This is a genomic window from Rhizobacter sp. Root1221 (genome assembly GCF_001425785.1).
Taxonomy (GTDB): domain Bacteria; phylum Pseudomonadota; class Gammaproteobacteria; order Burkholderiales; family Burkholderiaceae_C; genus Rhizobacter.
In genome coordinates this window covers 16,828-30,252 of record NZ_LMDI01000001.1, presented here as the reverse complement: position 1 = coordinate 30,252, position 13,425 = coordinate 16,828, and the positions used below count along the sequence as shown (strand labels likewise).

The window sequence follows — 13,425 nt, the reverse complement described above, 5'->3', positions numbered from 1 at the left end:
GTTCAAGCGCCCCCCAGTAGCGGTGTGAAGTCCCTCGAGCTGTCGGCCGGTCGGCCCGACAACGATCATTCGTCGGTAGCTACTTGTGGCCGACTGAAGGTACCCAGCCGTTGCGCATGGCTGGCCGCTTAATGAGCGGGGCCAGCTATACGGCCTGTGTCAGCGCAAAGCTCTGACGCCGCGCGCTAGACCAGTGGAAAGGCGTTCTACAGCGGTATGCGCGACGGCCGCTCCATCACGCGCTCGAAGTCGGGAATGCCGCGCATCAGCAACGATCCCCAACGCTTGGTGATCAGGCGGCTGTCAAGCACTGTCACCACACCCCGATCCTCGGTAGTCCGGATCAAACGTCCCAGGCCTTGCTTGAAGCGCTGCGCAGTCTCCGGCACGGTCACTTCCATGAAGTAGGATCGGCCCTGCCCTTCGATCCACTCCCGCCGTGCCTCCTCCAGTGGTGAGTCCGGCACAGAGAATGGGAGCTTGGCCCAGACGACGTGCGTGCAGTAGTCTCCCGGCAGGTCCACACCCTCGGCCATGCTCTGGAGGCCGAACAGCACCGACCTGTCGCCCCGATCAATGGCCGCTCGGTGGCGCGCCAGCATCTCCATCTTCGGCATGGTGCCTTGCACCAGACTGATTCGCCGCAGTGGCTCTGGGAGTCCGGCAAAGACGGCCTTCATCTGCTTGGCCGAGGCAAAGAGCACCAGGGTGCCTTGGTTGTGCACGAGCTGCGGCATGCGCTCGATGACCTCGTCGGTGTGCGCCTGTACGTCGGTCGGGTCGCACTTCATCGCCGGGATGACCAGCTTGGCATTCGCTCGGTAGTTGAATGGCGACTCGACCTGCAGGAAGTGGAGCCCGCGATAGACAGTCAAGCCTGTCTGGTTCAGGAAGAGGTCGAAGCTCCCGCAGGAGGTCAGCGTTGCCGACATCAGCACGACCGCGCTGGCGCGGTTCCACAGTAGCTTGCGAAGCCGCTCGCTGCCGCCGATCGGCGCCGCACACACGAGGTAGTCTTTCACCCCGCCCTCGTCGTGCAGCTCGACCCAGCGAGCGACCGGGATCTCGCCCTCGCCTTCCTCCTCCAACATCAGGTCCCAGGTGGCGAGGAAGTTCTCCAACTTCCCCACGTAGAAGCCCAGAGCGCCGAGAACGCGGGTGACCAGGCTGCCCTCGGACGGCGCGCGCTCCAGCATGGCCTCGCGTAGCGCTACGAACGTCTTCTCGAGGCCTCGACCGGCTTCGCGGACCCGTTCTCCGCTCGCGCGCATCCACTCGGGCAGCTTGCCGTTCTTGAAGCGCCGCGCGCGCTTGTCCTCGAACGCTCGCATCGCGTGGATGCGCAGCCGAAGCTGCTCAAGCTCGTCGGCCGCGGTCACCGCGGACAACTGCGCGTCCCGCAGCAGCGTCTCGTCGAGGCGCAGCGCCAGGACGGCGTCACGGACCGCTTCAACGGCGCCATGGAGCCACTCCTGCGCGCCTCGAAGCGCATGCTTGGCCGACATGTGCTCGATGGCCTTGGCGGCCAGGCTGTGCGCCTCATCGAAGACGTAGACGGTCTCCGTCGGCAGCGGAAGGACTCCACCGGCCTCGACCGATAGCGCAGACAACACGAGGTCGTGGTTCGCGATGACGACGTCCGCGTCCTTCACGCGCTGTCGGGCCGCGTAGAACGGACACCGAGCGAACTCGGAACATCGGTTCCCCGAACAGCCTTGCCGATCGGTCGTGAGATCCGACCAGATCTCGTCGGGCACGGGGACAGCGAGTTCGTCGCGATCCCCGTTCCAGCGTTCGGCCTCGAACGACTCGGCCAGTTGAAGGATGATCGTGCGGCGCCGCCGAACGGCCGCGGTCTCGGGTGGGTTGCGATCAGCATCGTCGTCCATGTCGAGTTCGTGCTGGCCGGCATCCGAGGCTTCGCCGAGCAGCTTTGCGGTGCAAGCGTAGCGCCGGCGGCCCTTGGCCACCGCGAAGGTAAACCCCATGGGAAGCAGGCGCTGCAGCGTTGGCGCATCCTTCTCGGCATACTGGTGCTGCAACGCGACGGTGGAGCTCGAAACCACCAATCGCCGCCCTCGCGATCGGGCCATCACGAGCGCCGGCACCAGCGCACCAAAGGACTTGCCTGTCCCGGTGCCAGCCTCGATCACGGCGATGTGGTCCCCGTCGCCGGCGGGCTCGTCGTCGCCGCGGCACCGGCCCAGGGTTGTCGCGACGGTCGCCACCATCTCCAACTGCGGACGGCGAGACCGGAAGCCGTCGATGCCTCGCTTCAACGCATCCATGCCCTCCCGGATCTGCGCTTTCTCGTCGTCGTGAACCATGCGACCAGACTACGGGTCAGGTCGTCTGGTTCAACTCGTCCCGCCGCCAGCCCAAGAGCGAGAGGAACTGGTTCTCTTGCGCTGAAACCCTCGCCTGCAAGGCCGGGGACAGCAGTCGATGTACCGACGCGCTCTGCCGTTCCGCTCGAACTTCCTCCACCGGGAAGCCCTTGGCCTTGATCGCCTCCACGCGGGCCGCAAACCGCACGTAGCGTTCCTCGTGAGTCATGAGGATGCAGTGGTAGAGCGCCCGCTGGGAGTGCATCAGCCGACCCAGCCGCTGAAGGCTCTGAATGCGCGAGCCGAACAGCCCGGAGTGGTCCACCGTGACCTCACAGTGCGGCACGCTGATGCCGGCGTCGCCGACCCTCGACAGGATCACGCTCTTCGCACCTCTGAGGACCTGGAGCTTGTCCTTCGTGCGACTGCTGATGAACGGGATGCCATACCGCATCCGAAGCTCCTCCCCGTCCGCGATGGATTCGCAGAGAATGACCACGGAATTATGCTGCCGCAACAGCGTGCCCACGACCTCGTGCTTGTGCTCGACGTCGTCCACCAGTAGCACCTTGACGGGGATGCGGGGCACGACGCCTCCGTCCATTTGCTCGTTCCAGTCGGAACCGACGATCGCGCCGGTCATCTTGCTGACGAACACTCCCCGGCCATCGCAGCGCATGTCCGGCGTCGACGAGAGGCCGATGCGGTATTGCGTCTGCACGAACGCATGGCGGTGGGCCCGGCGGGCCGGCAGGCGGTGGACCTCGTCGAAGCAGCCAACCACCCACGGACCGTCGAGCTTGGCGCGCGTCTGGTAGCTGTAGATGTGGATGGCTGATCGCAAGCTGCCCGTGCGGTCGAACACGCGCACTTCGTGCATGGACGGCTTGGCGCGTCGGACCACTTCCACGTTGGGAGCCAGAGCCGTCAGCTTCTCTACCCACTGGTCTCGAAGCAGTTGGGCGTCCACCATCAGCAGGTGCCGGCCGGGAATGCGCGTCATCGCCATCATGCCCAGCGTGCTCTTGCCGAAGCTCATCGCATGCGCCGCGGTCATCGCGCCGGTGGCGACGAAGGACTGCAGCGCTTCCTCCTGGTCGGGCCGCAGCTCGAGCTTCAGGATGTTGTCGAGCATTACCTGCTCCGGCACCGCAGTCGTCGCTGCCAACGACAGGCCGACGTCGAGCAGCTTCTCGAAGGCCTTGAGCGAACGGCCAGCGCTCCGGGTGCCGTCGAACAACGCCGCCAGAACATCGCGGTCGTTCACAGTACGCCCCTCGGCATCGATCAACTGTCCCCACGCCCACTGCATGCCGAGCTTGCGCGCCTGGATCGTGATGACCTCGTCATCGCCCGGATCCATGTCGGTGAACAGCGCATCCGGCGAGTAGCGCGAGACCTGGCAACCGCACCGCGGGCACATCGGCAGGCTGTACAGCGGGCTCCAGTACGACGTGCCGCCAATCGTCGCGCAAGACCGCAGCCTGAACTGCTGCAGACGCTCTGCCATGGCCGGCGCGCCATGGGTCATGGTCCTGCCGACGGGCATCTGCCGTACCCCCGGTTGCCAGGCATCCGAGTTGCACACCACCCGCTTCCAAGCCGGTGCGTCTGGCAGGGCATCGAGCTCCAGCAGGCCACGCGCACGCTTCGGCGCGCCGCGGTAGTCGTAGATCTCGGGATGCTCGCGCAGCATCGCGTGCAGCGCCGTGATGGAGACGTAGGTGATCGGCGCAGCGCCGCACCGGCGCCGGCGCTTTCGCGCCTTGAGCCACCCGCGCGCGATGAAATCGCGCCACTGCCGATGGTCGAGCTTGGTCAGGACCTCCAGATCGCGGATCGTGAGTTCGTGGCCGTCGTAGCGGCCGATGCCGAGCCGCTTGTGCCGTAGGTTGACCGAAGTGAACGTGCGCTCGAGGCGCTGCGCGATCTCGTCGCCGGAAAGCCGGTGCCAGTTGTCCCGCAGGAACTGGTCCTCCGCGTCGGTCCACGCCTTGCGTTCCTTGCTGGTCTCGTACCCGCCGCGGCGTGCTGCCGCGGCGATGTTGTGCCGCTTCAGACCTGGCACGACCTCGCGCCACTCGGTCAGCAGGCGATCTATGGTCGTTGTGGTGCCGTCGAACTCGCCGGCGATCTGCCGGCACTGTTCGATCGTGAGCAGCGGTATGCGGCCGCGGTGGGCTGCATCGGAAGAGATGGTGTGCGTCATGGTCGGGTCGTCCTTGCCGAGCCATCGTCCCGCGACGACCCGACTCATCAACCCGCGTTGGTGATCCTCTCGTGACAGAGGGAAAAACAGCGACGCCACCTTTGGGCGAAATCGCGAGCCGAGATTCCGAAGTCCGGACCTCAACATGCGCCCTCCTGATCTCCGCCCTCGGTCGCAACCGAAGCCTCATCGGCCGTGGCGGCGTTGGAGTGGATCACAGTCGATCCACGACCGTCCGGAGCCTCTGCAACCGATTCCTGGCTGCTCCTGCGCGGCGGGTCGAATCGGGCGCTGTTCCGGCCAAACATGCCCCGTGGAGGAAACTCAGGAAGCGGCTTGTCCGTCTCCCAGATCCACGGCCGATGCGCGCTCGCCTTGATGGCCTTGTCCTTGACGGCACGATCCTTCACGTCCGCGAACGGACTCACCACGTGCATGGGCACAGGATGGGCGCCGGCATCGAGCAACAGAACGTTCGGGAAGCCCGCTGCCGTCTTGGCATCGAACTTCAGCGGCTTGAAAAAGGACCGTCCCTGCTGCTGCAAGGCTTCGATCAAGGGCAGTTCATACAGCCCATCCAGTGGAATCCACTGGTCGGTGACCAGCATCATGGTCAGCGAGTCGATCTGGTACAGGTGCTCGCGCTTCGCATAGATCAGCGCCGCCAAGACGATCCTCGGCTTGCGTTCAACATCCGCGTCCACCGCCTGCAGGATCGCTTTGTAGCCGCGCTCCGCCTTCTCCCAGGCCTTGGTGTCGATGTAGAGCGGCACATCCGGCATGTGCTTGATCGCCAGGCGTTGCCCGTAGGCAGTGGCTTCGACGCCGTTGAGCTGTCCGACGACGATGGCCATCTTGAACGAGACGTCGGACTCGGGCGACATCAGCATCGCAAGCTTGCGTCGCCGGCGCTGCCCGATCTCGTCCGCTTCCGCTGACCGAAACTGCTCGGGCACGTACAGCCTCTCCTCCAGCGTGCCGCCCTTGAGGGTGACGCCCTTGGCCGCAGCGGTCAGGTAGCGCTGGATGACGGCTTGCGATCGCCTGCCTTCCATAGCGGGATACCACCGGTTGAAGCCTGCCCGGTCGTACAGAAAGTGCAGCACCGCGCGAAGGCTCATGCGCTTGCGCGGCGCATTGACGACGACGGGATCGTCCACTGTTTCGCCCTTCGGCATCGGCTTGCCCGCGACCCTCGCGAGCGGGAACGCGGTCCGGATCTCCACCTGCTCCGGCGCGTGTTCGACGATCGCCTCTCCGAGCAGTTCACCGAGGCCGGACTCGCTTGCCTCGGGCTCGAAGGACGGACATGTCGCATGGTGCTGGTGCCCCGTGCCAGGCATCCGCTTGATCACGAACTCGGCATGGCGCGCGATGTACATCTCCACGCCGCCCTGCACGCACAGGCATCTGGGCCGCTCGGAGGACTCGTAGATTCGCGCGAGTGCTGCTTGCAGTTGCCCGTCGCCCGCCGTGAAGACGCGTCCTCGAACGAAGTACCTGGTTTCCATTTCATCTCCTTCTGGCAACCAGCAGGGGTCAGACCAGGTCCTTGACGAGGTCCAGCAGCGGACGTTGGCGGCGCTCGAGCAGGCGCTTCACCGAGCGCTCGCTGGTGAGCCCGAGCAGTTCGCCAAGCTGCTGCTTGTCCGCACCCTTGCCTGCCACGCGCTGGGCGAACAACCGACGAACGTGTTGTGTGTTGACACCTCGCCATCCCGCGCGCCTGAAAACTCCCGCAAAGGTGGCAAGCAGCACTGGGCAGGTCGGCCGGGGATCGTCAGGGCTGCGTGCCCTGATCCGAAAGGGTTTGCCGTTCTCGGTCAGGAAGAGCGCGCTGGGTGGATCCAATCCACGGAAAGCCGCGGTGAGCGACACGGCGATGCTGCGGCGCAGCCGTTCCTCGAGGTACGCATCGATCGCGTCGCACGTACGCTCAGAGTCGAAGTAGATTGCCCGTTCCCTACCCCTGGTCGCGGCGCCGCCCTGCAACCGGCTTTCGCGCCGCACCGTACCGTCGGCGCAGAGGTAGTCCTGTACCTGGAGCCGCGCGATCTCCAGCGGCTTCGCGCCGGTGCACAGCAGCGTCAGGAGCAACGCAACGTCGCGATTGGCGTTCTCGCTCAGGCGTCTGATCCGACGGACCCCCGCGAGCAGTTCGGCTTCGTCGAGGTCCGCCAGTGGGTCGCCATCATTCTCCAGGTTGGCGGATCGCACCGCGTCCATCACGACGCCGGCATGCTGTCGCAACTGGCTGAGCGAAGCGATGTCGACATCGGGCACGCCTGCGATCGGTGCGGTACGTGCAAGCTGCCACAGCAGCGCCTTCACCTGCCGCTCAACCGTCGAGTGACCGATGCCGTGCGCGCAGCCGACCTCTCGGTACGTCTGGCCGTGCTCGAGCAGCGCAGACAGCATCGAAACCGCACGCTCCCGCGTCCGCTCCTTCATGACGCCCTCCACTCGTCGGCGACCAGGTCGAGACCATCGGCATCCATGTGCATCGAGAAGGTTCGTCCTTCCATGTCGGTCCTCCCTTCTGGCCTCTGCGCTACCAGATGCACGAGGCCGAATGAAGATCTATTGGGATGCCACTGACGCGCCCAAAACCAACGGAAAAGCCGACTCCAATCGGGGACCACCTGGACCGAAGCAGCGGAGCGTTGCGGCAACAACTTCAGGCGAGGGGCTTGAACACATCGGCGCGAGACGCGCATATGCGCATGCGACAGCCGCGGTGGCAGCTTTACGCAAACGGCCGCCGCTATGCATACTCGGACCCGCATCCGGCGCAACGCCGATCCCGTCTCACGACGGTCCGACACCCCGTCGGCGGTAGCAGTCGTGGCCCACCCTTCCCTACTGGCCCGAGCAAGTGGTAGCGGTGACATCAAGGCAGCCGCTCACGCAGCCTTCGATCTGCAGGTAGCGTTCCGACGATTCCAGCGGAAGCGCCTGGACAAGCGCGCGTGAACGCGCAGTGCGCGGCGCCGAGCCTGCGGCCCCGTGGATCGTTCAAAAGGTTGGCTATGGTGGCAGGTGTCCGACCGAGAGACCCGCACAGGCCTCAATGAACGGCGTCGCTGTTTGTTTGCAGTTCAGGACTCGGTCGGCAGTGCATCGAGCCAAGATGGGCGCCTCTCGCCGGCCCCAGCATCCAGCGGCGCCCGATTGCCGTGGCGCCAGGCGAACGCATGCGCGCGCCTGACGTGCTGCATCACGCTGACGCTGTCGTCGGCGCCGAGGTTGATCTCAAGCCGCACAGGTCCCACCGGCTCGCGGTAGTCACCGACGAGCTCACAGTCGAGGGTGAGCGTCACATCCCGGTAGCCTGGGGCATCACCACAGGTCACAAGCTTGGCCTGGACACGGTCTTCGTGGCACAGGGTGCCGCGCGTGGCGCGCGGGCGCGGGAGCGGCCAGCAGTCACTGCCAGACTTCAGGCGTGCGATGTCGGCAACGCGATAGTCCGCGGCCAGGTCCTCGAACTTTCGCCCGCCGTTCGCAAAGTAGTTGTGGACCTCCTGGCGCGTGAGCCTCGCATCCATGCGAATGAGCGCCATTGCATCCTCGAAGAGCCCGACAGGCAACATCCGCAAATCGGTAAGGTCGAACGGAAACCGGTCGCCGTTGTAGAGCCCCAGCAGTAGCCTTGCGCACACGCCGCCGGAGTCCATCTCGCCACTGGCAGCTTCGCCATAGAGTCGCTGGAGAGCTTCGACGCCGGCCTTCTCCAACCTGCTCAAGTCGTTCATTCTTCGACCCCATGGATTCGTAACAGATTCGATCGCCAGCGTTCTTTGCACAAGCACCGGTCCGTGTGACCCATGCCTTCTGAGCGATCGCCTTTCTGCGGTCCCCAGTGTCGGCACGGGTGCGCTATCCGGTCCACCCCTGAATCCCGTGCACCTTGGCACCGAGAACTTGGCATGCTGATATTTGCGCTTATCAACAAGCGGCGAACACCCGGAAAGTCGAACTTCGAACGCGTCATGCCTGGCCGCGTCCAGCAAGCCACCGACGGTTGTGGCTGGCTCCCAACGCAGATCTCCTTGAAGCGCACTTGACGTGCCGTGGGGGCTTGCGCTTAAATTGCTCCGACGCGCATCGAGACTCACGTCCCGTCTCGATGCGAAGTCGATGGGTGCTGCCTCAACATCGCAGCCGTTAGCGGTCGTGACCCGCACAAGCATTGACCTCCGATGAGGTGCCGGATGCTTCGCACCGGCAGGCCTTGGGGCCCTAGAGTCCCAAGCGTGAATCCAGCAACAGCGCACCGCTGAGCCCTTCCCGGCGCACCCAACTTCCCCGTGCGTCGCGATGGCGGTGTCGCCGCCCGTTCAATTCACCCCTGCGGACGCGCTCAGTGCGCTGCCAACCTTTCGGCAGCCCTCGTGAACGGCCGTTCGGCACCTCAGCACAGACATCGGAGGTCACCATGGACCAGCTGCCGTCCTCCCAGCCACAGGAGGACTACTCACAGCGGCCAAACTCGCGCCGCATTCCCGGCGGCCCACGCGCGCCGAGTGGGCCACCTCATGCCGGCCCGTACCATCACGGAGGCCACATCGCGGACGACGACCTCGTAGTCCGTTCGCCCCTTGGTCGATACGTGCGACCCGCTGTCGCTGCGGCGGCCACCGGACTGACAGTGAAGGCCATCGAACGAAAGATCGAGCCGGGGCTGAAGCCGTACCGCACCGCGGCCGAATGCATCGAGGGTCAATCCCCTGCCCCAGCATCTTCGAGCACGGCAGACCGCCGGTCGACGCCACGCCGCGCCGGATCGACCAAGTCGTCCACGACTTGGCGCCCGAGCATCCGCATGCCCCGCTGGGCCAGGCGCATCGCCCTGGAGGTGACCGAAGTCCGCATCGAGCGGCCGCAGGCGATCAGCGAGGCCGACTGCATCGCCGAGGGCACGCCAGGCGGCCCCGGGGCCATCCCAGGCTACGGCTACCACGCTACGCCGGGCGAACCCTACCGCTGGCTCTGGAAGCAGATCAACGGGCCCGGCAACTGGGATGCAAACCCCTGGCTGCGGGTCGTGAAATTCAGGAGAGTCGCACCATGACCGCCATGCTCGACACCGCACAAATCGCCGTGATGCTGGGTATGACTCGCGAGTACGTGACCGACCGCCTGACCAAGCGGCCTGACTTCCCGAAGCCACGCCTAGCGCTCAGCCGCAAAATGAAGCGCTGGGCTGAGGCCGACATCCGCGAGTGGATGGAGAAGCAGCAGCAACCAGCCTAGATCCGAGCTGCGATGTCCTCCGAGGACTCACGGTAGTAGACGTTCAGCAACATCTGCAGGTCCTTGTGGCCACTGATGCGCGCGAGCGTCATGACGTCCACCCGGCGGGCCAGCCGGGTCAGCGCCTCGGCCCGGCTGTCGTGGAAGTGCAGGTCATCGATCAGCAGCCGCTTCGTGCACTTCCGAAACAGGGCGTCGAGCGAGGCCGCGGTAACGTCAAAGAACGCGCCCCGGCCCGCTCTGGCCTTCAGCAGGCGCGCACCGGCCCGAGTGAGCGGCACCGAGCGCAATTGGCCGGTAATGTGCTGCGTCTTGTGCGGCACCCTGGCCACCCGCTTCACGAGGTCGACGCGGTCATCGGTCAGGCTCAGTATCTCCCCCAGCCGCATGCCAGTGCGCAAGCCGATCAGGAACGCCAGCGCCACCTGTTGCTGCTTGCCGTCCACCACGCCGGTCCGGTAGCCCAGCCACCTGCAGATCAGCTTCACCTCGGACGGATTCACGCGCCGCGTGCGAGCCGGGTTGTCGTCCGGAACCTTGAAGCCCTTGAAGGGCGATTCGCCGCACCAGTGCCACTCGTCTCGGGCAACCGTGAAGACGTTGCGCAGCATGTTCGCCTCGCGCCGCACGCCGCCCGGGCTGACCGTCTTCAGCATCTTGTCGCGCCACGCCACTAGGTCGGGCGTGCGCACCTCGCTGACCAGCAGCGCTACCAGGTCGGGGAAGTCGCGCTTGATGCGCGCGATGCGCTTGATCTCGGCCGCCTCGGTCTTCTTCCGCGGGCTGGCCTCCTGGGCGTACCGGTCGAGCGTGTCGGCCAGCGTCTTGGGCGGGAAGCGGGCGCCGTCGGTGGTGATGATCTCGGCCTCCTCGACCGCGGCCCACGCCGTGGCGGCCGCCTTTGTCTCGAAGATCTTGGATTTTCGAACGCCCTTGCGTTCAACCTCTGCACGCCACTTGCCGCGCTGCTTCCGGATATAGGCCACGTCCCACCCCTACACATTCCGTTGAGCGGGAATCCGAGCGGGAAATGCGCGGGCCGCGCAAGCAGGATACAGCGGAAATGGGTGGGAACAGTGGGCACCGAAGTGCCGATTCTCATAGGTACAGCGGAAACGGAAACCAACCGTCGGAAATGCACTTGTACCCGGGACGGGGCTCGAACCCGTACGCCTTGCGGCCGCGGATTTTAAGTCCGCTACGTCTACCAGTTTCGTCACCCGGGCAGGGTGGCGGATTATCGGTCATTCGCACTCTGCAATAATCGCTGTGCTGCGCTGATGCGCAGCTTTCGCTGGGGGTGTTGTGTGCGGCATGCCGCATTCGACTGAGAGAGTCCCTTTGAACCTGATTGAGGTAATCCTCGCGCAGGGAAGCGTCTTGCCGAGGGGCCTCTCCAGCGTTCGACCACCCTCTGCACCACGCCGACCTGCCATCGACCGAGCATCACGATGGCACACCCACGCTTTTCCGCCCCCGCCCCCGCCCTCTTCCGCCGCAGCGCCATCGGCACGGCTTGCCTGACCGCCCTCGCCTCGGTGGCCCATGCCCAAACCACCGACGTCACCGCACTGCCCGCGGTGACGGTGCGCGCGCAGGAACCGATTTCACCCACCAGCCTCACCGGCTTCGGGAACAAGCCGCTCGTGTCGGTGCCGCTGCAAGCCACGGTCATCTCTCGCGGCCAACTCGACGAAACGCAGGCCCGCCGCCTGGCGGACATCCTCGTCTTCGAAGCATCCGCCACCGACGCCTACAACTCGCCCGGCTACTGGGACTTCATCGCCGTGCGGGGCTTCACGCTCGACCAGACCTACAACTACCGGCGCGAGGGCCTGCCCATCTCGGCCGAGACGGTGATCTCGCTGCAGAACAAGGAGCGCATCGAGATCCTCAAGGGCACGAGTGGCATCCAGGCCGGCACGAGCGCCCCTGGCGGCCTGGTGAACTACATCGTCAAGCGCCCCACGGCCGCGCCGTTGCGCAACGTCTCGGTCACGACCGGTGAACGTGGCACGCTGGGTGCCGCCGTGGACCTGGGCGGCCGGGCGGGTGACCTGGACCGCTTCGGGTACCGCCTCAACGTGGCGTACGACAACGCCAAGCCCGAGATCGCCCACTACGACCACGTCGAACGCAGCCTCGCGGCACTCGCCACCGACTGGCGCATCACCCCCGACTCGCTGCTCGAGGCCGAGGTCGAGTGGTCGCACCAGGTGGGCAAGAGCCTGCCCGGCTTCAGCCTCACCGGCAGCACCCTGCCCCAGGCACGCAAGCCCGACAACCTGAACAACCAGCCGTGGAGCCAGCCGAACCAGTTCGACGGCCTCACCGGCACCCTGCGTTTCGACCAGCGGCTCGCCGGCGGCTGGCGCTGGGTCTCGCAACTCGGCACGCAGCGCCTGAAGACCAACGACCGGCTGGCGTATCCCTTCGGTTCCGACTGCGGCGGGGCCGGCTACTGCGACCGCTACGGTGACAACGGCGACTACGACGTCTACGACTTCCGCAGCGAAAACGAACGCCGGCGCGTGCACGCCGGCCAGACGTCGCTGAAGGGCCGTGTCGACACGGGGGCCGTGCGCCATGAACTGAACGGCGGCGTGCTCGTGAGCCGCCTGCGCGCAGACATGCAGGAAGGGGCGAACAACTTCGTGGGCGTGGGCAACATCGACGGCACGAAGGTGACGCCTGCCAACCCGACGATCGGCTCCAACCAGGGCACTGACCGCACCGAACGGTCCGTCGAGTTGTTCGTGAACGACGCCATCGACTGGGGCCATGGCTTCAGCACGTGGCTGGGCCTGCGGCAAGCGCGCCTGAACCGCGAATCCATCCGCACCGACGGCAGCGACCCGACCCGCTCCAAGGACACCACCACCACGCCGTGGCTCGCCGGCTCGTACGAATGGCATCCGCGCCAGCACGCGTACGCCAGCTGGGGCAAGGGCGCCGAGTCGTACGCATTGCCTGGCAACGCCGGCGGAAACAACTTCGAGAACGCGGGCCAGTCGCTGCTGGCGAAGACGCGTCAGTGGGAAGTTGGCACCAAGGGCCAGCACGAGACCACCGAATGGGGCCTCTCGTACTTCGACATCAAGCGCCCGCCCGTCACCCCCGTCGGCACGGAACTCCAGTTCGACGGCATCCACCACCACCGCGGCATCGACGGCAACATCGCCCACGCCATCGGTCCGTGGCAGGGTCGTGTGGGAGCCATGTTCCTGAAGGCGCGCCACGAGGGCGCTGCGGACCCCACGCTCAACGGCATGCGGCCCACCAACGTGCCCGAACGCACGCTGAAAGCGCAACTGCGCTACCGCGTCGCCGCGGTGCCGGGCCTCGACTTGCAGACCAACGTCACCCACGAGGGGCGCCGCATGGTGCTGACCGACAACTCGATCGAGCTGCCATCGTGGACCCGCACCGACGTCATCGGCCGCTTCAGCCACCGGCTGGACGGCACCACGCTCACGTGGACGCTGGGCGTGCTGAACGTGTTCGACCGCCGCGCGTGGAAGGAGTCGCCGAACCAGTATGGCCACGTCTACCTCTTCCCGCTGGAGGCCCGCACGGTTCGCCTCACGATGCTTGCAGAACTTTGATGAAAGTACTTGCCTTCACCTGAAAAAG

Annotated in this window: 9 protein-coding genes, 1 tRNA gene and 1 riboswitch; of the genes, 3 read left to right on the top strand and 7 right to left on the bottom strand. The window is 65.8% G+C overall.

All coding sequences use genetic code 11. The features are described 5' to 3' along the window. Positions 1 to 206: 206 nt before the first annotated feature. From dinG to ASC87_RS00090, 5 genes are all read right to left on the bottom strand, one after another. Positions 207 to 2,327: an ATP-dependent DNA helicase DinG gene (gene dinG, locus ASC87_RS00110; RefSeq protein ID WP_056654828.1), complete on the bottom strand. Its 2,121-nt coding sequence runs from the start codon at positions 2,325 to 2,327 to the stop codon at positions 207 to 209. A 16-nt stretch (positions 2,328 to 2,343) separates the two neighbouring features. Further along, positions 2,344 to 4,536: a DEAD/DEAH box helicase gene (locus tag ASC87_RS00105; RefSeq protein WP_056654827.1), complete on the bottom strand. Its 2,193-nt coding sequence runs from the start codon at positions 4,534 to 4,536 to the stop codon at positions 2,344 to 2,346. A 140-nt stretch (positions 4,537 to 4,676) separates the two neighbouring features. After that, a complete protein-coding gene (locus ASC87_RS00100; protein WP_082568246.1) occupies positions 4,677 to 6,047 on the bottom strand; it encodes a DUF1173 family protein in 1,371 nt (456 codons plus the stop codon). Positions 6,048 to 6,075: 28 nt separating this feature from the next. Next, a complete protein-coding gene (locus ASC87_RS00095; protein WP_157603750.1) occupies positions 6,076 to 6,987 on the bottom strand; it encodes a site-specific integrase in 912 nt (303 codons plus the stop codon). A gap of 647 nt (positions 6,988 to 7,634) precedes the next feature. After that, a complete protein-coding gene (locus ASC87_RS00090; RefSeq protein ID WP_056654823.1) occupies positions 7,635 to 8,291 on the bottom strand; it encodes a hypothetical protein in 657 nt (218 codons plus the stop codon). 896 nt (positions 8,292 to 9,187) lie between these two features. Between ASC87_RS00090 and ASC87_RS00085 the strand changes: the two genes are divergently transcribed. Then, on the top strand, positions 9,188 to 9,610 hold the full coding sequence (locus ASC87_RS00085; RefSeq protein ID WP_056654822.1) for a hypothetical protein: 423 nt from the start codon (positions 9,188 to 9,190) through the stop codon (positions 9,608 to 9,610). After that, on the top strand, positions 9,607 to 9,792 hold the full coding sequence (locus ASC87_RS00080; protein WP_056654820.1) for an AlpA family transcriptional regulator: 186 nt from the start codon (positions 9,607 to 9,609) through the stop codon (positions 9,790 to 9,792). The genes ASC87_RS00085 and ASC87_RS00080 overlap by 4 nt, the downstream gene beginning before the upstream one ends. Here ASC87_RS00080 and ASC87_RS00075 read toward each other — a convergent pair. After that, the gene (locus ASC87_RS00075) at positions 9,789 to 10,778 is read right to left on the bottom strand and encodes a site-specific integrase (protein ID WP_056654817.1); all 990 of its coding nucleotides are present in this window, start codon (positions 10,776 to 10,778) and stop codon (positions 9,789 to 9,791) included. The two genes, ASC87_RS00080 and ASC87_RS00075, sit on opposite strands and share 4 nt — an antisense overlap. Before the next feature lie 158 nt (positions 10,779 to 10,936). Beyond that, positions 10,937 to 11,018: transfer RNA gene (locus ASC87_RS00070), tRNA-Leu, on the bottom strand. Between the two features lie 60 nt (positions 11,019 to 11,078). Then, positions 11,079 to 11,183: riboswitch (TPP riboswitch) on the top strand. 60 nt (positions 11,184 to 11,243) lie between these two features. Between ASC87_RS00070 and ASC87_RS00065 the strand changes: the two genes are divergently transcribed. Next, on the top strand, positions 11,244 to 13,397 hold the full coding sequence (locus ASC87_RS00065) for a TonB-dependent siderophore receptor (protein ID WP_056654815.1): 2,154 nt from the start codon (positions 11,244 to 11,246) through the stop codon (positions 13,395 to 13,397). Positions 13,398 to 13,425: the final 28 nt, after the last annotated feature.

Excerpts from the sequence above, each read along its gene's own strand:
- dinG (WP_056654828.1), bottom strand. The coding sequence starts at position 2,327 with ATGGTTCACGACGACGAGAAAGCGCAGATCCGGGAGGGCATGGATGCG.
- ASC87_RS00105 (WP_056654827.1), bottom strand. The coding sequence starts at position 4,536 with ATGACGCACACCATCTCTTCCGATGCAGCCCACCGCGGCCGCATACCG.
- ASC87_RS00100 (WP_082568246.1), bottom strand. The coding sequence starts at position 6,047 with ATGGAAACCAGGTACTTCGTTCGAGGACGCGTCTTCACGGCGGGCGAC.
- ASC87_RS00095 (WP_157603750.1), bottom strand. The coding sequence starts at position 6,987 with ATGAAGGAGCGGACGCGGGAGCGTGCGGTTTCGATGCTGTCTGCGCTG.
- ASC87_RS00090 (WP_056654823.1), bottom strand. The coding sequence starts at position 8,291 with ATGAACGACTTGAGCAGGTTGGAGAAGGCCGGCGTCGAAGCTCTCCAG.
- ASC87_RS00080 (WP_056654820.1), top strand. The coding sequence starts at position 9,607 with ATGACCGCCATGCTCGACACCGCACAAATCGCCGTGATGCTGGGTATG.
- ASC87_RS00065 (WP_056654815.1), top strand. The coding sequence starts at position 11,244 with ATGGCACACCCACGCTTTTCCGCCCCCGCCCCCGCCCTCTTCCGCCGC.